The following is a 23,218-nucleotide window of genomic DNA, read 5'->3' on the forward strand; positions in this document are numbered from 1 at the left end:
AATACAGGTATTGAATTTTGCCCCAATGAGTACGATGATCGAATTAGTTGATTCTTTGGAAAATAAGGTGAGCAAGCTGCTCCACCAACTCGAAGTCCAGCGTCAGCTTAACCAGAAACTCGCCGGGGAACTTCGCGATTTGAAAAGCAGGAATCAACAACTGCAATCATCCATTGAAGAATGGGAAGACAAGTACCGTTCGCTCAAGTTGGCAAAATCAATGCTCGGCAGTAATGAAAATAAGACAGAAGCAAAGCTTAAGATAAATACTTTAATCCGGGAGATCGATCTCTGTATCGCTCAGCTTTCCGAGTAGAGTTCAAAAAGGTATGGGAAAACAAAAGATCAAACTGACGATTGCCGACAGGGTCTATCCATTAACCGTTGAACCGGGACAGGAGGAAGGATTGCGCAAGGCCGCCAAGACCATAGACGGCCTGATCAAAACCTATGAGCGAAGTTATGCCGTGCGGGATAAACAGGATGTGCTGGCCATGTGTGCCCTGCAGTTCGCGACCCAGGTAGAACAAAAAAGTATTGACAAGACAGAAGAAGAGGAGGCTGTGCAAAAGCGTCTGAAAGCGCTGGAAGTGTTAATTACCTCCAATTTGACCTGATTTTTTGCTCCTGACGTTCTTTAAAATAGTATATTGTTACTGCCTACATCGGTTATATTTTTTTTGACAAACTCAACAAGAATCCATTAAAAAAGGTGAGTTCGGATTGTAAGAGCATGCCACTATCGGGTTTTCCGATCGGGTGGATCCTCGATCAGTCTGGTAGCCTTAAACCTGTTATACGGAGTTTGTACAAAACTCTTACCGATGTAGGCTTTTTTTATAAATAAATATTTACGATGGATACAACATTAATAATTGTTGGGGTGATAGCCGGAGTTATTCTCGGCTTTATAATTGCAAAAGTACTCGAGAAGAAAAATGCCACCAAGGTTATTGCCAATGCAAAAAGAGAGGCTCATAATATTGTAAAGGAGGCCAAAAACCAGGGAGAGGGCATTAAGAAAGATAAGATCCTGCAGGCCAAGGAAAAATTCCTCGAGCTGAAGGCCGAACACGAGAAGGAGATCATGGCTAAGGACAAAAAGATCTCTGAGGTTGAAAAGCGGGTACGCGATAAAGAATCCCAGGTTTCCAGTGAGCTGGCCAAGAACAAAAAAACAAACGCCGAACTGGAGGATAAAATAAAAGACTACAACCACCGTCTTGAATTTCTGGAAAAGAAGAAAAGTGAGGTGGAACGCATGCACAAGTCGCAGGTAGAGCAACTGGAGGTGATCTCCGGCCTTTCTGCCGAGGAGGCCAAGTCGCAATTACTGGAATCGTTAAAAGAAGACGCCAAGAGCGACGCCATGGCATATGTTCAGAATACCCTGGAAGAGGCCAAACTGACGGCTCAGCAGGAGGCAAGGAAGATCATAGTAAATACCATACAGCGTATCGGTACCGAAGAGGCTATTGATAACTGTGTTTCGGTATTTAATCTCGAGTCAGATGATGTGAAAGGTAGGATTATCGGTAGGGAAGGACGTAACATCCGTGCCCTGGAAAGTGCTACCGGGGTGGAGATCATCGTTGATGATACCCCTGAAGCTATTATCCTGTCTTGTTTTGACTCTGTGAGAAGAGAGGTGGCCAGGTTGTCGCTTCACCGCTTGGTAACCGACGGAAGGATTCACCCTGCGCGCATTGAAGAGGTGGTAAAGAAAACGACCAAGCAGATCGAAGAAGAGATTATCGAGGTAGGAAAACGTACCGTGATCGATCTTGGTATTCACGGGTTACACCCGGAACTGATCAAGGCTGTTGGTCGGATGAAGTATAGGTCGTCTTACGGTCAGAACCTGTTGCAACACTCCAGGGAGGTGGCTAAACTTTGCGGAGTAATGGCTGCCGAGCTTGGAATTAATCCGAAACTGGCCAAAAGAGCCGGACTGCTCCACGATATCGGTAAGGTTCCGGAAACGGAGACCGAGACTCCTCACGCCATCCTGGGAATGGAATGGGCAGAGAAATACGGCGAGAAAGCCGAAGTATGCAATGCCATAGGGGCGCACCACGACGAGATCGAGATGAAATCGTTGCTGGCTCCGATCGTTCAAGTCTGCGATGCCATTAGCGGTGCAAGACCGGGAGCGAGAAGACAGGTACTGGATTCCTATATCCAGCGTCTTAAGGATCTTGAAAACATCGCCTTCGGATTTGGCGGGGTTAAAAAGGCCTACGCCATCCAGGCGGGTAGAGAATTAAGGGTGATCGTGGAAAGCGAGAAAGTGAGTGACGATAAGGCTGCACAGCTGTCTTTTGAGATCTCACAGAAGATCCAGACCGATATGACCTATCCGGGTCAGGTGAAGGTTACCGTGATCCGCGAGACCAGGGCAGTGAATATTGCGAAATAACGATTTTTTCATAGTTATAGCTAAAAGCCGGGCATTGCCCGGCTTTTGATTTTTAAAGTGGTCTTACGATTTGTATTTTAGAAAGCACCAAATGTCTTACTGCCTTAACTGCTTAGCTTTTTAAACTACGTGTAAGATGATTTATGATGTACGGATATGGGGGCTCATCCTGTTGGTTTTCTGTTGCGGTTGTGCCTCTGATGATAGTGAAATTATTAGCAGTGATCCAGCCACCTGGAAAACCTTTCCCTTTCCAATGAGCGACTGCAACTGGAATCTGCTCGCGCCATCAGCTGTTCCAAGGCTGGAGTCCTATCCTGTAATTTTTCAAAACAGACTTTTTGCATTTACCGGGTTTACCAATGGTCTTGACGTGAGTCCGGAAACGGAGATCTACGATTTTAACACTGGAGGATGGTCCATGGGAGCTCCCATGCCGGTGGCAGTGACCCATATGGGGGTAGCCCTGGCCGATGAGGAGATCTGGGTGGCAGGTGGGTTTGAAGGAGATAATCCCGGGGTGGCTACTGCGGCTGTCCAGATCTATAACCCCCGGACCAATCAATGGCGGGAAGGGCCGGAACTGCCCTTTGCCCGGGCAAGTGGGTCCATGGTATTTGTGGATGGTAAACTGCATCATTTTGGCGGATTATTGCCCGACCGACGAACCAATGTAGGAGAGCACTGGGTTCTGGATACCCGGAATCCGGCTGCAGGGTGGCGGCAAAAGGCAGAACTTCCCGAGGCCAGGAATCACCTTGGAGGGGTGGCTTTAAATGGAAATATCTATGCTATAGGCGGACAGTTCGGTCACGATGGTTCTCATAAGGACGTAGCCCTTTTTCACGTATACAACAGTACGAGCGATACGTGGAGGCAGCTGGCTGACCTGCCGGTAAATCTCTCCCATATCGAAGCCGGGGTGTTTGCATTTGAAAACCGCATCTATGTGGTGGGGGGAGAAAGCAACAGCCGCGCTACCGATACGATTTTCGTGTATGATCCGCAAACGGATTCCTGGTCCGAGTTCTGTACGGTGCCGAATAAGCTGATCGCTCCGGGAGCCCGGATATATGGAAATGACCTGGTGGTTCTGAACGGCGGTTTGGATGGGGCCTGTTGCCCGGTCACTACCTTCAGGTATATCAACCTTACCCGGAAATAATCTTTTCACTGCTGGCTGCTGATGCCTCCCGTTTTTTCGGGGAAAGTGCTTCATACCCCAGACTTTATTATTTTTCTTCTGATTACCGGGAGGCTGTTTTCGGAATGCTTACATTTTTCCTTAACTTTAGGTTCCTTCCTGAACCTGATATCCTATTCGGGTAGTGATACCGTGACTACTACACGGGGATTTCCTATACGACTTTATAATACCTTCGGCTTGTATTAAACAGATGCGCGATGAATGCAAGGGGGAGAAGGATGTGTATGTGGGTTCTGCTGGCAGCAGGAATGTTTGGATGCGGTTCAGACCAGGAGGTCACTGAACCCCAAATTCCCAATCCCGTTACCGTTCCCCAGGATCCTGTTTCCGATCCTCCCGCTGAGGAGGAAGTGGAAACCTCCCTGCAAAGTTCATGTACCTGGGAAGCCTTAGCTCCTTCCGGTGTCGAACGCCTGGAATCCCAAACTGCCATCGTAGGAACGCGTTTATACACCTTCTCCGGATTTACCAAAGGATTGGCGATCAGTGCCGCTACAGAGATCTATGAGCTGGAAGAGGATCAATGGACTACCGGGGCGCCGATGCCCGTTGCGGTAACGCATATGGGAGCCGCTGTGGTGCAGGATCGGGTCTGGATCGTCGGAGGGTTTATCGGGGACCATCCCGGCGAAGCTACAGCGCTGGTTCAGGTATACAATACCGGTACCGATCTGTGGGAGACAGGGCCGGAGCTTCCTTCTGCCAGGGCCAGCGGTGCCCTGGTGTACCTGGAGGGAAGATTGCATTATTTCGGCGGTCTCATGCCGGATCGGAGAACAGATCTGAATGAACACCTGGTGTTAGACCTGAATAGACCCGAATCGGGTTGGCAGGTATTTGCTCCGCTCCCCGAGGGTAGAAATCATCTTGGGGGCGTTGCTCTCCATGGAAAGATCTATGCTGTTGGTGGGCAATTTGGTCATGATGGGGCAGTAGATGATGTGCGTCTTGTTCATGTATATGACCCTTCGGAGGATCGTTGGAGCCGCCTGGAAGATCTGCCAACTGACCGCTCGCATTTTGAGCCTGGTATCTTCACTTTTGAAAACAGGATCCTGGTGGCGGGGGGCAGGAGCGATGCAGTATTTAGTCAGGATCTTTTGGTTTACGATCCCGAGGGAGATTCATGGGAGAAACTCTGCGATCTTCCGGAGGCATTGCTAGCCCCGGTAGCCAGAGTGTATGACAACCGGTTATTGCTTCTTAACGGAGGGGTGGAAGGCGTGTGTTGCCCGGTAAACCTGCTGCGGTATATTGTGCTTTCTTTGGAGTGACCTGTTGGGAACGCCTTGAAATCGCAATCAGGAGGGGAGTACCTGGTTCGCGCTGACTATACCTTCGGCGTAGTCGGTAATGTTTTTAAGAGTGGTCGATGCGATCTCTGTAAGGGCTTCAGAGGTCAGGAACCCCTGGTGGGCAGTGATCAGTACGTTCGGGAAACTGATAAGGCGCGTGATCAGGTCATCCTGGATGATGTGTTCCGATAAATCCTGGAAGAACAACTGCTCTTCCTGCTCGTATACATCAATCCCCAGGTACCCCAGGCGTCCGCTTTTTAATGCCTCCAGGGCATCAGCAGTGTCGATCAGCGCACCTCTGCTGGTATTGATCAGCATGACTCCGTCCTGCATCTTACTGAAACTTTCTCTGTTGATAAGGTGGTGGGTCGATTCATTCAAAGGGCAATGCAGGGATATCAGCCGAGCCGATTTAAACAAAGTATCCAGGTCGGTGTATTGAACACCGATGTCCTTCAAGGTCTCGCTTGGATAGAGGTCATAAGCGAGTACCTCGCATCCCATGCACTTCATGATCCTGGCGAAATGCGCCCCGATCTTCCCGGTACCTATCACCCCAACGGTCTTGTTGTGCAGGTCAAATCCAATTAGACGTTCCAGGGAAAAGTTCCCTTCCCGTATCCTGTTAAAGGCCTTATGGGTTTTCCGGTTCAGGGTAAGGGCCAGGGCCAGGGCATGCTCGGCAACGGCCTCCGGGGAATACGCAGGAACCCTCATGACCTTGATGTTGGCTCGCTGGGCAGCTTCCAAATCAACATTGTTGAACCCTGCACAGCGGAGAGCAATAAGTCCGATACCGTTAGCAGCAAGTGTTTTGATCACCGGTTCAGAGAGGTTGTCATTAACGAACACGCAAACACCATCAAACCCCTGGGTAAGCCCTGCAGTGTCTTCATTTAAGGGGACGTCAAAAAACTTTAAGCGGACCGGGGCTTCAGATCCGATCTTGTTGAAGAACTCCCGATCGTAGCTCTTGGTGCTGAAAACGGCTATACTAATCATGCCATGATGGTTGAATGGTGAATTGTAAAGTTAAGCAATAGCGCATTTCCGGAGCTGTGCATAATTGTTTTATTTATGGTGAAAACATTGTATTTTCAGGCAAGATAATTTGCAAGATGGATTTGAAAAAGTTTATTAGAGAAGTCCCTGATTTTCCGAAACCGGGAATTTCATTTAAGGATATTACCCCTTTATTGCTTGACCCTGCAGCTGCTTCGGAAGCCCTCAGCCGGCTATTGGAAGGAGTGAACGGTCCGGTGGATAAGGTCGTTGCTATGGAAAGTCGTGGATTCTTATTCGGGATGCCCCTGGCCCGGGAATTGAATTGCGGATTTATCCCGGTTCGAAAACCCGGAAAGTTACCGGGAGAAACCCTGAAACAGTCTTTTGATCTTGAATATGGGAGTGATGTCCTGGAGATCCATCAGGATGCCATCAGCAATGGTGACAGGGTGCTGGTACATGATGATGTGCTGGCTACAGGAGGGACGGCTGCGGCAACCTGTGCCCTGATCGAAAAGTTGGGCGGGGAAGTTATCCAGCTCAGTTTTTTAATAGAATTACAAGCCTTGCAGGGAAGGAGTAAACTTACAGGTAAGGATATTCACGTGCTCTTTAACTATTGATTGATGGCTCGCTTTGTCACCCATGCACGCCAGCCAATAAGTGCCAGTTGTAACTTACTGGCCCTGGTGATATCAAGCCTGCGTTTGGTCATGGAAGGCAGTAAGGCCTGGTTTAATTTGGCCAGCATGCGAAAAAACTGTTTTTCCATAGTAGATGTTTTCTGCAAATGTAATCAATCCTGAAAAAGCGAAGCTTCAGGGCGGTCTTCAAAATTAAAAAAGCCACCATAAAATGATGGCTTTTTCTAAGGGAATATAAAAATGGTTGGTTGTGATTTTTCTTATAAATAGCTGAAAGATCGGCCCAATCATAAGTGCATGATCATTTGGATCATGTGAATAAGTATAAGGGTAAGTAGTTTGATTAAAAAGGTCATTGTGTTTTAAGCATTAGGTGAAACAATAGTTTATCATACTGTGTTCGGAATGCATTGCCCTCTCGGCCGATCTAAAAAATTTTAAGGGCATGCAGGTTTCAGATTTCAAGTATGTTTATTGAAGCTATATATTTCACCCATTACTTCCAAAACGCTTGATTTTACAGGGGTTCCCGGGTCAAAAAAAACACCTGGATCAAAATCAGGTGTTTTTTTAAGTATGAGAAAATCAGATTTACAGGGGTTGGTTTACTGTTGCTTGGTGGTGATCAGGATCGCATTGGGCTTCCCGTATTTTTCCTGAGCCTGTTCCCCTTTAAGAACTTCCATTTCTTCAATGGTTTTCGCGTCCAGGTTGTTGAGCTCTTTTTCAGAGACTCTTTTCCCGTTAATACTTACTGCTGTCGTTGCCCAGTCAATGGTATTGATATCCGGAAGGGCCGGTGGAGCAGGAATGGTCATAGCGCTTCCGCTTTTTCGGGTGGTGATCTTAACGACCCCGTTCTTTCCTTTTTCGCCGTATTCTGCTATGGCTTTTTCACCTTTTAATACCTCGACATTTGCGATCGTATTGGGGTCCATGGAACGCATCACATCTTCATCGGTTTCTTTGCCGTCAACAATCATGACAGGTTTCTTTCCATCGGTTGTTATTACCTGAACGTGGGTGTTATTTTTTCCTGAATCTGTCTGGTCGATCTCCTTGATCAGGATCTTTTTTGCTTTTGAGGAGTCTCCTTTAATATGGAGAACGTTTTCATCATTCTCCCTCATTACGACCTTTATGGTTTTTTCCAGCTTCCCATCTTCATTCATTTCGCCTTTTACAGTTTCTTCCAGAATGATGAATTTTTTGGCAGTGCTGCTGTCAGATTGGGTGGTCCAGACTACATCGTTATTACCTTCTTTGATGAAAACTCTCTGCGCTCCCTGGCCTTTGCCAATACTGTCGTTCGAAGTGATTACAATGACCTCTTTTTGCACCTGTGTATAAGCGTCTGAATCCTCATCATCTGAAACCCATACAAATTCGTGGTTGGCTTGTATGTCTTTCTCGGTGCTCAGGTAGATGTCGCCACCTGCCTTTACTCCTATGTAGATGCTCTCAATACCCTCCGGGTTGGAGTAGCTGGCAGAGGCATTGCTGTTTTCATAGGAGAATTTTACTTCCAGATTGGTGATTACCCCCTGGGCATTACGTTTTAATTTTCTTAGTTTAAGCTCACCTCCCTTGTTGGCTACGGCATCCTGAACCGATTTAAGTTGAGCGTCATCCATCTTGTTGTACAGCATGACGTCCAGGGCTTCCTGGGCTTCCATGTGCAGAGGGATTGAGCTTGCATTAGGCCCGGATGCGGTTTCTGTTAGATGGTACTGTGCGATGGTCTTAACATTGAACAGGAGTGCAAAAGCGGTAAGCATTGGGATGGTAATTCCCAGTTTCCAAAGGTTGGTTTTTCTGGATGGGCATTTTTGTAACATAACGATTCGTTTTTTGATTAATGAATTAATAAATGGATTGATGATTGATAATTGATTCGTGTTCAGATGCTGTTTAAGCAGAATATACTGATACGCTCTGGATGAGACCTTTTTGGTGCTGGCTTCCTTATCGGCGAGATATTCCAGATTCTGGGCTACGTCCCTGCGATAAAGCCATGCCACAGGATTGATCCACATTAATACCGTTAATACATGCATGAGCATAATATCTACAGAGTGCATCTGCCGGACATGAATAAATTCATGTGCCAAAATAGTGCTTTGCTCTTCTGCTTCGATCTCATTTTGTGGGAGCACAATAAAATGAAAGAAGGAGAACGGAGCAGAGATCTCCCTAGAAGACACAAGGCAGAGCCCTTTTAGTTTTCTGACCTTTCCCTTCCTGAGCAACCTTCTGAGGGAAAGCAGTTGAATCATGAGTTTTATGCTGAAGAAGAGCACACCGCAGATATATATGTAAAACAGCAGGGCTTCAGATGAAAATCCGGATGCTTCCGGGGTTGACGCTACTGTGGGGCTTGCAGATTCGGCAGGAAGGGCAGAAACGGCAATCTCAATGATCTCGATACGCTCAATGACCCATAAGGGCATAAGCGCAGATACCATAACCCCCGCCAGCAGATACCAGCGGTTGTGATTAAAAAAGGTTTCTTTCGACAATACGGTTTTATACAACCCCCAGAATAAAAGGAGTAAACCGCTGGCTTTTATAATGTATGAGAAGAAATCAGAGTAATTCATGACTTTTCAATTTTGTCCAGGATCTCCCGGAGTTCCTCAGCGCTTATCTTTTCTTCCTTTGCAAAGAAGGAGACCAGGCTCTTATAGGAATTGTTGAAATAATCTTCAATCGCGCTGGAAATAAAACGCTTTCGGTAGTCCTCTATGGCCACCACGGGAAAGTACTGGTGTGTTTTTCCATAGGCCTTATGGCCAACATAGCCCTTATCTTCCAGGTTTCTGATGATCGTGGATAGGGTGTTGTAATGAGGTTTACTACCGTCTGTGGGAAAAGCTTCGAGAACATCCTTTACAAAGGCCTTCTCGAGCTTCCATAGGATCTTCATTACTTCCTCTTCCTTGTTTGTTAACTGCTCCATAAGGATTCTGATTTACAGGGGTAAATATATAACTACAAAAATAGTTATACAACTAAATTTGTAGTTTTTTAACTAAAAATGCCGTTATAAAGGGGTGAGGGCGGGGTTCAGAGCTTGTAAATCGGAACTGGCCCATGGCTCCGGCATTTGCAATATTGTGTATCTTCGCTCCTAAATTTTTGGAATGAATCTGATACTTATTATTCTCGGTCTGGTATTGCTGGTGTTTGGTGGGAACTGGTTATTGAAGGCGGCTGTGGCGCTTTCTTTGAAGCTTGAAATCCCTAAGATCGTAATCGGGATGACGGTGGTATCCTTTGCGACTTCGGCTCCGGAACTTATCGTAAGCGTAAATTCGGCCCTGGAGGGCTTTCCGGATATTGCCATGGGGAATGTGATAGGGTCCAACATAGCCAATCTCGGGTTGGTTCTTGCCGTAACGGTTATTCTGGGATCTATAGATGTGGAGCGGAGTTTTTACAAAACCGACTGGCCGGTAATGATGACTGCCTCGGTGCTTCTCTATGTCTTTATCATATTTGATGGTGAGCTCCAGCGTTATGAGGGGGTTATCATGTTTTCCTGCCTGGTGGTTTTTCTTGTCTACCTGTTGAAATTTCAAAAGCCTGCTGTGATCGATGAAATGCCGGAAGATGATAAGCCTTTGCCCTTGCATTTACTGGTGTTGTACCTTGTATTGGGCGGCGTGGCCCTTTGGGGCGGATCTGAACTACTGATCAAAGGTGCTGTGGGTATGGCTAGATTTTACGGGGTTAGTGAACGGGTTATCGCTGTAACGGTGGTATCCGTGGGTACCAGTATCCCTGAACTCGCTGCTTCGGTGGTGGCCGTACTTAATAAGGAGAAGGCAATTTCCCTCGGAAACCTGGTGGGATCTAATGTGTTTAACATCCTGGCGGTACTGGGAATTACTTCAATGATCACCCCGGTAACCGTCAATGATCCCGGTTTGCTCACCAACGATATTTACTGGATGCTGGCCATTTCCTTCGCCATACTGCCATTGGTGTTTATTCCTAAAGGCCTTCGCCTGGGATGGAGAGACGGTTTGGTACTGCTCAGTGCCTACGGCATATTCACATATCTTACAGTTATGATGTAGCAGAGCGAGGCATGTAATAAAAAAAGCCACCCAAAGGTGGCTTTTATATGTTAAGGCGATAAGGAAATTAGGCTTCAACCTCCACATCAGCACTTTTCACGGTTTTGATGATGATACCTGCAACCTTATACGGGTCTGCATTAGAGGCAGGTCGACGATCTTCCAGCCATCCTTTCCATCCTTTCTGAACGGTAATGATCGGAATACGGATAGAGGCTCCTCTGTCTGATACTCCATAGGAGAATTCATCGATAGACTGGGTCTCGTGTTTTCCGGTAAGGCGTTCGTCGTTGTAGGCTCCGTACACTTCGATGTGTTCTTTTGCCACAGGACGGAAAGCCTCGCAAATTTGCTCGTATACTTCTTTGCTTCCGGCCTCTCTTAGAGTAGAGTTAGAGAAGTTAGCGTGCATTCCGGAACCGTTCCAGTCACCTCGTACAGGCTTAGGATGCAATTCAATATAGAATCCATACTTTTCTGTAAGTCTGTTCAGCAGATAGCGGGCAACCCAGATCTCATCTCCGGCTTTCTTGGCTCCTTTTGCGAAATTTTGGAATTCCCACTGTCCCGGAGCAACCTCCTGGTTGATCCCTTCAATATTAAGACCGGCATTCAGGCACATGTCCAGGTGCTCTTCTACCAGTTGACGTCCCCAGGTATAACGGCCTCCAACTGAACAGTAATACTGTCCCTGTGGTCCTGGGAATCCTCCTCTTGGGAATCCGAGGGGAAGATCGGTTTTAGTGTCCATAATAAAGTATTCCTGTTCGAAACCGAACCAGAAATCATTATCATCGTCATCAATGGTGGCTCTTGCATTAGAAGCATGTGGAGTTCCATCCGGATTCAATACCTCGGTCATTACCAGGTATCCGTTAACTCTGTCGGGATCAGGATAAATAGCTACCGGCTTTAGTAGGCAATCGGACGAGTTTCCTTCTGCCTGCTGGGTAGAACTTCCGTCAAACGACCAGATAGGGCAGCTCTCCAGCTTTCCGTCAAAATCTTCTACAATTTTAGTTTTGCTACGTAGCTCCTGGGTGGGGGTGTATCCGTCCAGCCAGATGTACTCAAGTTTAGCCTTGTTCATAATAGTGTTGCGTTTAAATAAGACTTTTAGTTGGGACAAAAATAGTATAATTGATGAAAGTGCGCTACTGAAATCAGGGGTCTTTTGTTAAAAATATCAACATTTTTATTCACACCCTTGTTTTTGGAGGGGGTGTTCTTCGAAATAAAAGCATCATAGAAGGGGGGGGTGCGGAAAATTTTGGATATAATTTCTTGAAGTAAGCGAAAAAAGTAAGGTTCTTATTTCGTAAATTCATGCAACTTTTTAAAAAGCAACTTAAAACATATCTAAATTTATGTCAACGATCAGATTTGATTCCGTAAGGGAGACTTTCCGTCGCAAACCTCTGGAAGTAGTATCCAAAGGGAAGCGTTCCGAGTTATTTGGTTCCAACGTCTTTAATGAAATGGTCATGCGGGAATCGCTTTCCAAGGAGGCGTATAAGAGTGTAATGGACGCCATTGAGCTGGGCAGCAGGATCGACCGTAAACTTGCGGACGAGATTGCAGCAGCCATGAAGAACTGGGCCCTATCTAAAGGAGCAACCCATTACACCCACTGGTTTCAGCCTTTAACCGGAGCAACTGCAGAAAAACACGACGCCTTTTTTGAGCCTATATCCAATGCCCATGCTGTTGAGAAATTCGGCGGAGATCAATTGGTGCAGCAGGAGCCTGACGCTTCCAGTTTTCCGCATGGGGGAATACGAAATACATTTGAAGCCAGAGGATATACTGCCTGGGATCCTACATCTCCCGCCTTTATTTACGGGACCACTCTGTGTATTCCTACGGTGTTTGTTTCTTATACCGGGGAGGCGCTTGACAACAAGGTGCCTTTATTAAGAGCGCTTCAGGCGGTGGATAATGCGGCCACTGATGTGGCAAAATATTTTGATAAGAATGTTACCAAGGTAAATGCCACCCTCGGATGGGAGCAGGAGTACTTCTTGGTAGACAAGGCGCTTGCCGCCTCAAGACCCGACCTGGTGCTGGCAGGACGCACCCTGCTGGGGCATTCACCGGCAAAGGGGCAGCAACTGGATGATCACTACTTCGGATCGATCCCGGACCGGGTGCTAAACTATATGCGTGACCTGGAGCAGGAATGTATGCTGCTTGGAATACCGGTGAAGACCCGTCATAACGAGGTGGCTCCTAACCAGTTCGAGCTGGCTCCCATATTTGAGGAGGCCAACCTGGCGGTAGATCATAATTCCCTCCTTATGGATGTCATGGATAAGATCGCTGACAAACATAATTTTAAGATCCTCTTTCACGAAAAACCCTTTGCAGGGATCAACGGGTCGGGGAAACACAATAACTGGTCGTTATCTACAAATACCGGAGTGAATCTGTTGAGTCCGGGGTCGACCCCGATGAAGAACCTGCAGTTTCTCACCTTTTTTATCAATACCATCAAGGCTGTTCATGATTACGAGGAGCTGATACGCTCTTCGATAGCTTCGGCCACCAATGATCACCGGCTTGGGGCGAATGAAGCGCCTCCGGCTATTATCTCTGTATTTATCGGTTCCCAGCTCACCAAGGTGCTGGACGAGCTCGAAGATGTGTCTACCGGAAAGCTTTCGCCTAAGGAAAAAACAGATCTCAAACTGAATGTGGTTGGTAAGATCCCTGAGATCCTTCTGGATAACACCGACAGAAACCGGACTTCGCCTTTTGCTTTTACCGGGAATAAGTTCGAGCTGCGGGCAGTGGGCTCTAAAGCCAACTGCGCTAAGCCGATGACCGTGCTGAACAGTATCGTAGCTAAACAGCTGATCGAATTTAAGGGAGAGGTGGATAGCCTGATCGCTAAAAAAGGACTGAAAAAGGATGAGGCGATCTTTAATGTATTGAGAGAATATATTAAAGCCTCAAGAAAGATCCGTTTTGAGGGCGATGGGTATAGTGAAGAATGGGAGAAAGAAGCGGAAAAACGCGGGTTGTCCAACAATAAGACAACACCGGTAGCCCTGGAGGGTGCAGTCTCTGATAAGGTGATTAAGCTTTATGAATCTCTTGGGGTGATGACCCTGCGAGAGATTGAGGCCCGCCATGAGATCGAGCTCGAAGAGTATGTGATGAAAGTGCAGATCGAGGGCCGAGTGCTGGGGGATATCGCCAGGAATCATGTGATTCCCACTGCCATCAGGTATCAGAATACCCTGATCGAAAATGTACGCGGACTGAAGGAGGTTTTCGGCTCCGACTTTAAGAAATATGCGGGAGAGCAATTGGATCTGATCACCGCCATATCAGGTCATATTGCAGAGATCAATTCCATGGTCAATAAAATGACAGATGAGCGCCGTTCTGCCAATAAGCTGGCGTCGGGCAAGGATAAGGCCGTTGCCTACTGCAAAAAGGTACTGCCTTATTTCGAAAAGATCAGGTATCATTGCGATAAGCTGGAACTTATGGTGGATGATGATCTGTGGCCATTGACCAAATACAGGGAATTGCTTTTTACCCGATAGGGGGGCAAATGAGGTGAGAAAACATGCTTTTTTAACACTTAGTTATTAAACCGATTTTTCGTCAGATACGTCGAATACTCACCTATCGTGCTGAAAATAAGCGATTAAACTGTGGTTTGAGTCCGGCAGTTTATTATATTTGAAGTGCTATTAATCAATTTAAACACGTGGTCGTGTGAAACTGATGACCTCGGTTGTCAGCAGAGCTTGATCACAAAAAGGGGTAAGAGAGTGTAACAACTCTCAAAAACACACAAACGATTGTTTGTGTGTTTTTTTTTATACCTATTTTTGTGCAAAATTTAGGTTTCATGAGTTCCGAGATAAGTAAAAGGTATGCCCAGAGAGGGGTGTCAGCCTCAAAGGAAGATGTTCATAATGCGATCAAAAATGTGGATAAGGGGTTGTTCCCTAAGGCCTTTTGCAAGATTGTTCCCGATTATCTTACCGGAGATGAGGAGTACTGTCTGATAATGCATGCCGACGGAGCCGGAACCAAATCTTCCCTGGCTTATATGTATTGGAAGGAAACCGGAGACCTTTCGGTATGGAAGGGTATCGCCCAGGACGCTTTGATCATGAATATTGATGATCTTCTTTGTGTAGGGGCGACCTCTAACATTCTTTTAAGCTCTACTATTGGCCGTAACAAGAACCTGATCCCGGGAGAAGTGATCTCAGCGATTATCAACGGGACCGAAGAGTTGATCGGAGAGCTTCGCGAGTTTGGGGTGGAGATCCATTCCACCGGGGGAGAGACTGCCGATGTGGGAGACCTTGTTCGCACCATTATCGTCGACTCTACTGTAACTGCGCGTATTAAAAGGGAAGAAGTGATCGACAATGCGAACATTAAACCTGGAAATGTGATCGTCGGGTTATCTTCGTACGGTCAGGCCACCTATGAGAAGGAATATAACGGAGGTATGGGTAGTAATGGCCTTACTTCTGCCCGGCATGACGTGTTCTCGAAGTACCTTGCAGAGAAGTATCCCGAAAGTTTTGATCATGGCGTTCCTTCGTCTCTGGTGTATTCCGGAGGGGTAAAGTTAACCGATGCTGTCGAAGGTTCTCCCATCGACGCCGGAAAACTGGTGCTTTCCCCTACACGTACCTATGCCCCGGTAATTATGGCGATCCTGAAGAAGATCGGTTCAAAAGCCATAAACGGGATGGTGCATTGCAGTGGTGGGGCGCAAACCAAGGTGCTTCATTTTACCGATAAGGTTCATGTGATCAAAGATAATATGTTTGAAGTGCCTCCGCTGTTCCGGCTTATCCAGGAACAGAGTCAGACGCCCTGGCAGGAAATGTACCAGGTATTTAACTGCGGCCACCGTATGGAGCTCTATGTAGATCCGTCGCTGGCAGATGAAATTATTGCCATCTCCAATGCGTTCAATATTGAGGCAAAAGTTGTTGGAAGAGTGGAAAATTCTGAATCTAAAATGCTTACCATTAAGAGCCCATACGGCACCTTTGAATACAGGTAACCATTCATCAAATATTTAAGGATTTTAACGGAGTAACCATTGGGTTACTCCTTTTTTTTTGTAGTAACCCGTATTTTTTAAAGTGCAACTTGATTTTTAAAAATTGTAAACTTTTTGAATTTTTCAATTTCTCACTCTGCTGTATATCAAGATATTAACAATTGGTTTTTGATAACTTTTGATTACGGGGGTTCTGAATGTGATTAATATTTACATACTTTTACTTCAGTTCTCAATTATTTTTTAATCAATAAAATCAAAGCTAACTTATGCAATCCGGTACAGCAACTGCAGCAAAAAAGACCTATACTCCGGAAGAAGCCTATCAGGCCTCTTTAGAGTATTTCAAAGGAGATGACCTGGCCGCCAGGGTTTGGGTAAATAAATATGCCCTGAAAGATTCAGACGGAAATATCTTTGAGCTTACTCCAGATGACATGCACAGGAGAATAGCCAAAGAGATCGCAAGGATCGAGGCCAAGTATTCCAACCCCATGACCGAACAGGAGATCTATGACCATATAAAAGACTTTACCTACATCGTGCCACAAGGGAGTCCGATGGCCGGTATTGGGAATCCGTTCCAGATCGCCTCGCTTTCGAACTGTTTTGTGATCGGAAATGAGGGGATGTCTGACTCTTACGGAGGGATCATGAAGATCGACCAGGAGCAGGTGCAGCTGATGAAACGCAGAGGGGGTGTTGGGCACGACCTGTCTCATATCAGGCCTAAAGGATCGGGGGTGAAGAATTCGGCCCTGACTTCAACAGGACTGGTACCCTTTATGGAGCGATATTCCAACTCGACCCGGGAGGTAGCTCAGGACGGAAGAAGAGGGGCTTTAATGCTTTCTGTTTCCATCAACCACCCGGATGCTGAAGATTTTATAGATGCCAAGATGGAACAGGGCAAGGTTACCGGAGCAAATGTTTCAGTGCGTATTGATGACGACTTTATGAAAGCTGTATCAGAAGGTGGTGAATACGTACAAAAATTTCCAATTCATAGTCCGAAACCGAAAACCAGTAAGGTGATCGAAGCGAGCAAGCTTTGGAATAAGATCGTTCACAATGCCTGGAGATCTGCCGAGCCCGGAATTCTTTTCTGGGATACCATTACCAGGGAGTCTGTGCCGGATTGTTACGGAGATCTTGGATATACCACGGTTTCTACCAACCCTTGCGGGGAGATTCCGCTATGTCCTTATGATAGCTGCCGACTGCTGGCTATCAATCTTTTCTCTTATGTGGAGAATCCGTTTACACCACAGGCGAAATTCAATTATGAGTTGTTTAAGTCGCATGCGCAGGTAGCCCAGCGTATGATGGATGATATTATTGACCTGGAACTGGAGAAGATCGATAATATTATCGGGAAGATCGATGCAGATCCAGAAGGTGGAGAAGTAAAACGTGTGGAGCGCAACCTATGGCTGAACATCAGAAAGAAAGCTGAGGAAGGCCGTCGTACCGGGATCGGGATCACCGCAGAAGGCGATATGCTTGCGGGTCTTGGTTACCGATACGGAAGTGAAGAGGCCAACGATTTCTCTGTAGAGGTGCATAAAACCCTGGCCCTGGCGGTGTACCGCGGGTCTGTTAATCTGGCGAAAGAACGTGGTGCCTTTGCTATCTACAGTACAGAAAGAGAAAAGAACAATCCGTTCGTAATGCGTCTTAAGGAGGCCGATGAAGAGCTGTACTATGAGATGTCTGAACACGGAAGAAGAAATATTGCGCTGCTTACCATAGCGCCTACAGGATCCACCAGTTTGATGACCCAGACGACCTCTGGCATTGAACCTGTTTTCCTTCCTGTCTATAAAAGAAGACGTAAGGTGAATCCAAACGACAAGGATGTCCGCGTGGATTTCGTGGATGAGGTTGGAGACTCCTGGGAGGAGTACATTGTTTTCCATCATCGCTTCAAGCAATGGATGGAAGCCAACAACCTAGATACCTCTGCAAATTATACTCAGGAAGAACTTCATAAGCTTGTAGAGCAGTCTCCTTATTACAAGGCGACATCCAATGATGTTGACTGGTTGAGCAAGGTACGTCTTCAGGGACGCGTGCAAAAATGGGTAGACCACTCGATCAGTGTTACCATTAACCTTCCTTCAGATGTGAGTGAATCGCTCGTTGGCGAACTTTACCTGGAAGCCTGGAGGGTAGGATGTAAAGGGGTTACCGTGTACCGCGACGGATCGAGATCGGGAGTACTTATTTCTGCTGATGAAAAGAAGGAAGAAGACAATGATACCCTGACACACTTCCCGCTTACCAGACCTGAGGTGCTGGAAGCCGAAGTGGTACGATTCCAGAACAATAAGGAGAAATGGATCGCTTTCATTGGGCTTAGCGATGGAAAGCCCTATGAGATCTTTACCGGACTTTCTGATGATGAAGATGGAATTCTTCTGCCGCGTTGGGTTAATGACGGGTATATCATCAAGAACAGGAACGAAGACGGAACAGGAAGGTATGACTTCCAGTTCGAGAACAAGAGAGGGTATAAGACCACTATTGAGGGGCTTTCTCATAAGTTCGATCCGGAGTACTGGAACTACGCCAAGCTGATCTCCAGTACCCTGAGACACGGAATGCCAATTGAAAAAGTAGTGGAACTGATCAATTCGCTTCAACTTGACAGTGAATCTATAAATACATGGAAGAACGGGGTAGCCCGTGCCCTTAAACGATTTGTTCCGGACGGAACGGAGATCAAAGGGCAAAGCTGTACCAACTGTAATGGTACCAACCTGATCAACCAGGAGGGTTGCCTTACCTGTAAGGACTGCGGTTCTTCAAAATGCGGTTAACATTTATCTGAATCGCAAACAAAGCCCTTCTTATCCGGAAGGGCTTTGTTGTTTCTGTGCGAACCGGATGATCCCTTGCTTATTTACCTGTGAATTCAGGAGTGGAATGCGGTAATGGGAGCGCACTATCATTAAAATTATCGTAAATTTGCGTATGCAATAAGGAGTATATGTTAGATAAATTAAATGTAGTTAAGCAACGTTTTGACGAGGTGTCTGACCTGATTATCCAGCCGGATGTCATTGCAGATCAGAAGCGTTACGTAGAACTTAATAAAGAATATAAAGATCTCAGGGAGCTCGTGGATAAGAGGGAAGAATACATCCGTCTTAAGGAGAATATTGAGGAGGCCGAAGAGATCATATCGGACGGCAGCGATGCGGAGATGGTTGAAATGGCCAAGATGCAACTGGAAGAGGCCAAAGAAGCCCTCCCGGATCTGGAATCTGAAATAAAATACCTTCTGATCCCGAAAGATCCTGAAGATGCCAAGAACGTGGTCATGGAAATCCGCGCAGGTACAGGTGGGGACGAGGCGAGTATTTTTGCCGGAGATCTTCACCGGATGTATACCAAATACTGTGAAAGCAAGGGATGGAAGGTCAACGTGGTTGACTTTAACGAAGGCACCTCCGGAGGGTATAAGGAGATCATTTTTGAAGTGAACGGACAGGATGTCTACGGTACCCTGAAATTTGAAGCCGGAGTACACCGAGTGCAGCGGGTTCCCCAGACCGAGACCCAGGGCAGGGTACATACCTCGGCGGCTACGGTTATGGTATTGCCCGAGGCGGAAGAGTTTGACGTGGAGCTGGATATGGGAGATGTGAAGATCATCCGAACCACCTCTACCGGACCCGGGGGACAATCGGTAAATACCACCTATTCGGCCATCCAGTTGCAACACCTTCCCACCGGGATCGAAGTGCGATGCCAGGATGAGAAATCACAGCATAAGAACCTGGAAAAGGCTATAAAAGTGTTGCGCTCCAGGTTGTATGAACGCGAACTGGCCAAAAAGCAGGAAGAAGATGCCGCAAGAAGAAAAAGCATGGTATCCAGCGGAGACCGAAGTGCAAAGATCCGCACCTATAACTATCCGCAGGGCAGGGTTACAGATCACCGTATCGGGCTTACCCTTTACGATCTGTCCAATATTGTTAATGGCGATCTCGATAAGATCATTGAAGAGCTCATGATTGCCGAAAATACGGAAAAGCTCAAGGAAGCCAGCGAGACGATTTAAGTACCTCAATAAAAAATCAAAATGTCATATGTTCAGTCATATGACATTTTTTAAATACGTTAAAAGCCATTGCAATGACGAACCAACAACTGGAAGCTCAGATCAGAAAAAAGAAATCCTTTTTGTGTGTAGGCCTGGATACAGATCTCAATAAGATCCCGGAACACTTAAAAAAGGAAAAGGACCCGTTGTTTTCTTTTAATAAGGCGATAGTGGATGCAACTCATGACCTGGCCGTTGCCTACAAGCCTAACATTGCATTTTATGAGGCACATGGGATCCCGGGATGGGAATCCTTAAAAAAGACCATCGATTATATCAACGAGCGTTATCCTGAGGTGTTTACCATAGCCGACGCTAAACGTGGCGATATTGGTAATACTGCGGCCATGTATGCCCGGGCATTTTTCCAGGATATGAACTTTGATTCGGTAACGGTGGCGCCCTATATGGGGAGAGACTCCGTAGAGCCTTTCCTTGAGTTCGAAGGGAAACATACCATCTTACTGGCCCTGACCTCGAATCCCGGAGCCTTTGACTTCCAAACCATAGAACACAGTGGAAAAGCCCTCTATAAACAGGTTTTGGAGACTTCTTCAACATACAAACATGCCGATAGGCTGATGTACGTAGTAGGGGCCACCAAGGCAGAATACCTGGGCGAGATCCGGAAGATTGTTCCGGATAACTTTTTACTAGTTCCCGGAGTTGGGGCCCAGGGAGGAAGTCTCGACGAGGTATGCAAGTACGGTATGAACGATCAGGTGGGCTTGCTCATCAATTCTTCCAGGGGAATTATTTACGCTTCTTCCGGAACCGACTTCGACCAGGTAGCCAGGGAAAAGGCTGCCGATCTGCAGTCGCAAATGGCCTCCTGGCTGTAATGCCGGTATCCCCGGGAATACAGATCATTGACCAGACCGGAAGGCAGATCGAAATAATCGCGCCTCCCCTGCGGGTGGTGAGTTTGGTACCTTCCCTGACGGAGTTGCTTTGTGCCCTGGGACTTGAAGACCTTTTGGTTGGAGTTACCCGGTTTTGTACTGCTCCCGCCCATATCCGAAAAGACAAAAAGATCGTAGGGGGTACCAAAAAAGTGCATACGAACAGGATCTTTGAACTGAAGCCGGACCTGATTCTTTGCAATAAGGAAGAGAATACCCCGGAAATGGTAGCTGATCTCTCCCGTATCTGTCCGGTTCACGTTTCTGATATCATTACCCTGGACCACCTGTTTCTGCTTCTGGAGCAGTACGGGACTATTTTCCGGATTCCGGACCGTACGGCTGCATTAAAAAAAGATATTCAGGAGGTGAGAACACAGCACTCCGAAGCTTTTAAAGCAAGGAAGCCAAGGGCCGCTTATTTTATATGGAAGGATCCCTGGATGCTGGCCGGGGGAGGAACTTTTATAAATACCATGCTGGCCGAAGGTGGATTTGTGAATATTGCGGGAAACACCCTCCGGTACCCGATGATGGAGGATATTCTTCCGGATAATACGGAACCTCCTGAGTTGGTTTTTTTATCGTCTGAACCCTTTCCCTTTCAGGAAAAACATAAGGATGAGGTCCGGGAGTTTTTTCCGGAAAGCAAGGTAGTACTCGTCGATGGAAGTTACTTTTCCTGGTATGGTGCCCGTCTTACCTCGGCCTATCCGTACATGGCTGCATTAAGGAAACGTCTTGGCCTTGATAAGAGGCACAAAAAAACCGGTCTCTAAAGACCGGTTTTTTCAACTAGCTAACTCAAACAATTCAAAGTATGAAATGATTGTACTTTTAAAAGATTTGATTTGAGGTTGTTTTCTATGTCGTTGAAAAATTATTCCAATTGTACTGACCTAAAAAACCCCGCTAGCTAATTTCATTTTGCTTTTTAAATTTATCGAACAATGCATCTAATTATCTCAAATTTAGTAAATTAAATTTATTAAGCCAATTTTCTATATGTTATGAAATCGTTTTTTTTGGTATTTCTTCTTTTTTTTTCGCTGTTCGCTTCAGGGCAGACGGATTCCTGTAATTGCTGTGATGCTCCCCATGGAGCCTTCGATTTCTGGGTGGGTAGCTGGGAGGTGCGCAATCGGGACGGGGTTCTTGTTGGCCGGAATGCCATCACCAGGGAGCAGGGGGGCTGCCTTGTCAGGGAGTCTTATACAAGCACAACGAATAGTTTTTCCGGGAGCAGTCTTAATTTCTATAATGCCGAGACCGGGTTGTGGGAACAGCTATGGGTAGACAACCAGGGTTCATACCTGCATTTGTACGGGACCGGAGAAAATGGTTCAATGGTACTGCAAGGTGATCACGGGAAGGGCGATGACCTCAGAACCGATCGTATCTCCTGGGAACTGATGGAAGATGGACGCATCCGACAGCTATGGGAAAGACGAAAACCCGGGAAAGAATGGAACACCATTTTCGAAGGGTACTATTCAAGCATGGAGGAAGGGTAATTTTCTTTGATGATGGCCCTGGTCTCCGATTTGCTCTTAAATACGCTAAAATCTTTACCTTGGGTTCTAAGAGCACCCAGGACATTTCCATATTGAGCTGCCGTTGCCGGGTTTCCGGTGGTAACCATTCCATAGGCCAATCCGCCAGCAAATGAATCTCCGCATCCGGTCGTATCGATAACTTCCTTTACTTTTACAGAAGAGATCCACTCTTTAATCATATTCCCCTGGTGCATGCGGTAACAGGTGCACCCCCTGGAATCCAGGGTGACATAGAGGATTTTAACCCCGCGATTCAGGGTGTCTCTGGCAAATTCATCCAGATGGGAGGTGAGTTCCTGGTCGTAGGTCGTGAGGATCTTCTCGTCTTTAAACCAGGAGAACTGGGATTCCTCGAGGTTCATTTTAAGAATGTCGATCCACGGGAACCAATCGTACTTTTCTTTCCAGATCCTTCTCAGGCGTTTTCCGTCTTTGTTTACCCAACTCGTCGGGCCGTGAGCATCAAAGATCACCGGGGCATCACTTTTTTCCTTTATATACCGCAGGGTCTCCACGGGAATTTCAAAATCGGTAATTGGCACGATTACGAAAGCATCTACGTCCAGAAACGGGGCAACATCTTCCGGGGATATGGGCGCCATTTTAGCGCTTTGGGTTTCCAGGCGATTGTTTTGGTCTAAAAATTCCAGGTTGATCACCGTGCCGCTCTCGGTATGGGTATACAGCCCGTCGGTCACGATATTGGGATAATCGGAGAAGAGTTTTTTAACCGGATCCAGGTCTTCTGAAAGAATGTGGGAAACAGGAATCACCTCGCCCTCATTCTCCAGGAGTCTGGCAAGGGCGATGGTGGGGTGGGTTACGCACCCGTACTTCTGAATGACTTCGCCCTGATACGTTTTAATGGTGTCTCTGGGTATAGGTCCTAAAACGGCGATTTTCAGATTTTTCTTCATAAAGACAGATTTAGCGCGATATTCATATCA

At 46.6% G+C, this 23,218-nt stretch carries 20 protein-coding genes and 1 other RNA gene; 15 read left to right on the top strand and 6 right to left on the bottom strand.

Going from position 1 to position 23,218, the window contains the following annotated elements; genetic code table 11:
* The first annotated feature begins 25 nt into the window (after positions 1 to 25).
* The 6 genes from K7R11_RS07875 (at position 26) to K7R11_RS07900 (ending at position 4,900) form a co-directional block, all read left to right on the top strand.
* Positions 26 to 316: a hypothetical protein gene (locus K7R11_RS07875; RefSeq protein ID WP_224489990.1), complete on the top strand. Its 291-nt coding sequence runs from the start codon at positions 26 to 28 to the stop codon at positions 314 to 316.
* A gap of 13 nt (positions 317 to 329) precedes the next feature.
* Positions 330 to 617 (top strand): cell division protein ZapA, encoded by a 288-nt coding sequence (locus K7R11_RS07880; protein ID WP_224489991.1) that lies wholly within the window; start codon positions 330 to 332, stop codon positions 615 to 617.
* A 70-nt stretch (positions 618 to 687) separates the two neighbouring features.
* Positions 688 to 807, top strand: a non-coding RNA gene (ssrS, locus tag K7R11_RS07885) — 6S RNA.
* A gap of 49 nt (positions 808 to 856) precedes the next feature.
* Positions 857 to 2,419 (top strand): ribonuclease Y, encoded by a 1,563-nt coding sequence (gene rny, locus K7R11_RS07890; RefSeq protein WP_224489992.1) that lies wholly within the window; start codon positions 857 to 859, stop codon positions 2,417 to 2,419.
* A 256-nt stretch (positions 2,420 to 2,675) separates the two neighbouring features.
* Positions 2,676 to 3,584: a Kelch repeat-containing protein gene (locus K7R11_RS07895; protein WP_224489993.1), complete on the top strand. Its 909-nt coding sequence runs from the start codon at positions 2,676 to 2,678 to the stop codon at positions 3,582 to 3,584.
* Positions 3,585 to 3,823: 239 nt separating this feature from the next.
* On the top strand, positions 3,824 to 4,900 hold the full coding sequence (locus K7R11_RS07900; RefSeq protein WP_224489994.1) for a Kelch repeat-containing protein: 1,077 nt from the start codon (positions 3,824 to 3,826) through the stop codon (positions 4,898 to 4,900).
* A 27-nt stretch (positions 4,901 to 4,927) separates the two neighbouring features.
* Here the strand turns inward: K7R11_RS07900 and K7R11_RS07905 are convergent, their stop codons facing one another.
* Positions 4,928 to 5,926: a 2-hydroxyacid dehydrogenase gene (locus K7R11_RS07905; protein WP_262899793.1), complete on the bottom strand. Its 999-nt coding sequence runs from the start codon at positions 5,924 to 5,926 to the stop codon at positions 4,928 to 4,930.
* 116 nt (positions 5,927 to 6,042) lie between these two features.
* On the opposite strand from K7R11_RS07905, the gene K7R11_RS07910 reads away from it, so the two are divergent.
* Positions 6,043 to 6,552: an adenine phosphoribosyltransferase gene (locus tag K7R11_RS07910; protein ID WP_224489995.1), complete on the top strand. Its 510-nt coding sequence runs from the start codon at positions 6,043 to 6,045 to the stop codon at positions 6,550 to 6,552.
* On the opposite strand, the gene K7R11_RS07915 is transcribed toward K7R11_RS07910, so the two are convergent.
* The 3 genes from K7R11_RS07915 to K7R11_RS07925 form a co-directional block, all read right to left on the bottom strand.
* Complete coding sequence (locus K7R11_RS07915; RefSeq protein WP_224489996.1) at positions 6,546 to 6,701, bottom strand: SsrA-binding protein; 156 nt, start codon at positions 6,699 to 6,701, stop codon at positions 6,546 to 6,548. The genes K7R11_RS07910 and K7R11_RS07915 overlap by 7 nt on opposite strands.
* Positions 6,702 to 7,178: 477 nt before the next feature.
* Positions 7,179 to 9,173 carry a M56 family metallopeptidase gene (locus K7R11_RS07920; protein ID WP_224489997.1) on the bottom strand — a complete coding sequence of 665 codons (1,995 nt, stop codon included), beginning with the start codon at positions 9,171 to 9,173 and terminating at the stop codon, positions 7,179 to 7,181.
* Entirely contained in the window at positions 9,170 to 9,532 is a 363-nt protein-coding gene (locus K7R11_RS07925; RefSeq protein WP_224489998.1) for a BlaI/MecI/CopY family transcriptional regulator, read from the bottom strand. The genes K7R11_RS07920 and K7R11_RS07925 overlap by 4 nt, the downstream gene beginning before the upstream one ends.
* A 184-nt stretch (positions 9,533 to 9,716) precedes the next feature.
* On the opposite strand from K7R11_RS07925, the gene K7R11_RS07930 reads away from it, so the two are divergent.
* Positions 9,717 to 10,655: a calcium/sodium antiporter gene (locus K7R11_RS07930; RefSeq protein WP_224489999.1), complete on the top strand. Its 939-nt coding sequence runs from the start codon at positions 9,717 to 9,719 to the stop codon at positions 10,653 to 10,655.
* Positions 10,656 to 10,722: 67 nt separating this feature from the next.
* Here K7R11_RS07930 and K7R11_RS07935 read toward each other — a convergent pair whose 3' ends face one another.
* Positions 10,723 to 11,745 (bottom strand): glutamine synthetase beta-grasp domain-containing protein, encoded by a 1,023-nt coding sequence (locus tag K7R11_RS07935; RefSeq protein ID WP_224490000.1) that lies wholly within the window; start codon positions 11,743 to 11,745, stop codon positions 10,723 to 10,725.
* 277 nt (positions 11,746 to 12,022) lie between these two features.
* Between K7R11_RS07935 and K7R11_RS07940 the strand changes: the two genes are divergently transcribed.
* The 7 genes from K7R11_RS07940 (at position 12,023) to K7R11_RS07970 (ending at position 22,229) form a co-directional block, all read left to right on the top strand.
* Complete coding sequence (locus K7R11_RS07940) at positions 12,023 to 14,209, top strand: glutamine synthetase III family protein (protein WP_224490001.1); 2,187 nt, start codon at positions 12,023 to 12,025, stop codon at positions 14,207 to 14,209.
* 311 nt (positions 14,210 to 14,520) lie between these two features.
* Positions 14,521 to 15,702, top strand: coding sequence for an AIR synthase related protein (locus K7R11_RS07945; RefSeq protein WP_224490002.1), 1,182 nt, complete (start codon positions 14,521 to 14,523; stop codon positions 15,700 to 15,702).
* 269 nt (positions 15,703 to 15,971) lie between these two features.
* On the top strand, positions 15,972 to 18,524 hold the full coding sequence (locus tag K7R11_RS07950) for an adenosylcobalamin-dependent ribonucleoside-diphosphate reductase (RefSeq protein WP_224490003.1): 2,553 nt from the start codon (positions 15,972 to 15,974) through the stop codon (positions 18,522 to 18,524).
* 170 nt (positions 18,525 to 18,694) lie between these two features.
* Positions 18,695 to 19,771, top strand: coding sequence for a peptide chain release factor 1 (gene prfA / locus K7R11_RS07955; protein WP_224490004.1), 1,077 nt, complete (start codon positions 18,695 to 18,697; stop codon positions 19,769 to 19,771).
* A gap of 74 nt (positions 19,772 to 19,845) precedes the next feature.
* Positions 19,846 to 20,655 carry an orotidine-5'-phosphate decarboxylase gene (gene pyrF / locus K7R11_RS07960; RefSeq protein WP_224490005.1) on the top strand — a complete coding sequence of 270 codons (810 nt, stop codon included), beginning with the start codon at positions 19,846 to 19,848 and terminating at the stop codon, positions 20,653 to 20,655.
* The gene (locus tag K7R11_RS07965) at positions 20,655 to 21,494 is read left to right on the top strand and encodes an ABC transporter substrate-binding protein (protein WP_224490006.1); all 840 of its coding nucleotides are present in this window, start codon (positions 20,655 to 20,657) and stop codon (positions 21,492 to 21,494) included. The genes pyrF and K7R11_RS07965 overlap by 1 nt, the downstream gene beginning before the upstream one ends.
* A gap of 231 nt (positions 21,495 to 21,725) precedes the next feature.
* Complete coding sequence (locus K7R11_RS07970) at positions 21,726 to 22,229, top strand: hypothetical protein (RefSeq protein ID WP_224490007.1); 504 nt, start codon at positions 21,726 to 21,728, stop codon at positions 22,227 to 22,229.
* Here K7R11_RS07970 and K7R11_RS07975 read toward each other — a convergent pair.
* Complete coding sequence (locus tag K7R11_RS07975) at positions 22,205 to 23,188, bottom strand: carbohydrate kinase family protein (protein WP_224490008.1); 984 nt, start codon at positions 23,186 to 23,188, stop codon at positions 22,205 to 22,207. The two genes, K7R11_RS07970 and K7R11_RS07975, sit on opposite strands and share 25 nt — an antisense overlap.
* Between the last annotated feature and the right edge of the window lie 30 nt (positions 23,189 to 23,218).

The sequence above is a fragment of the Robertkochia flava genome, assembly GCF_020166515.1.
GTDB lineage: Bacteria > Bacteroidota > Bacteroidia > Flavobacteriales > Flavobacteriaceae > Robertkochia > Robertkochia flava.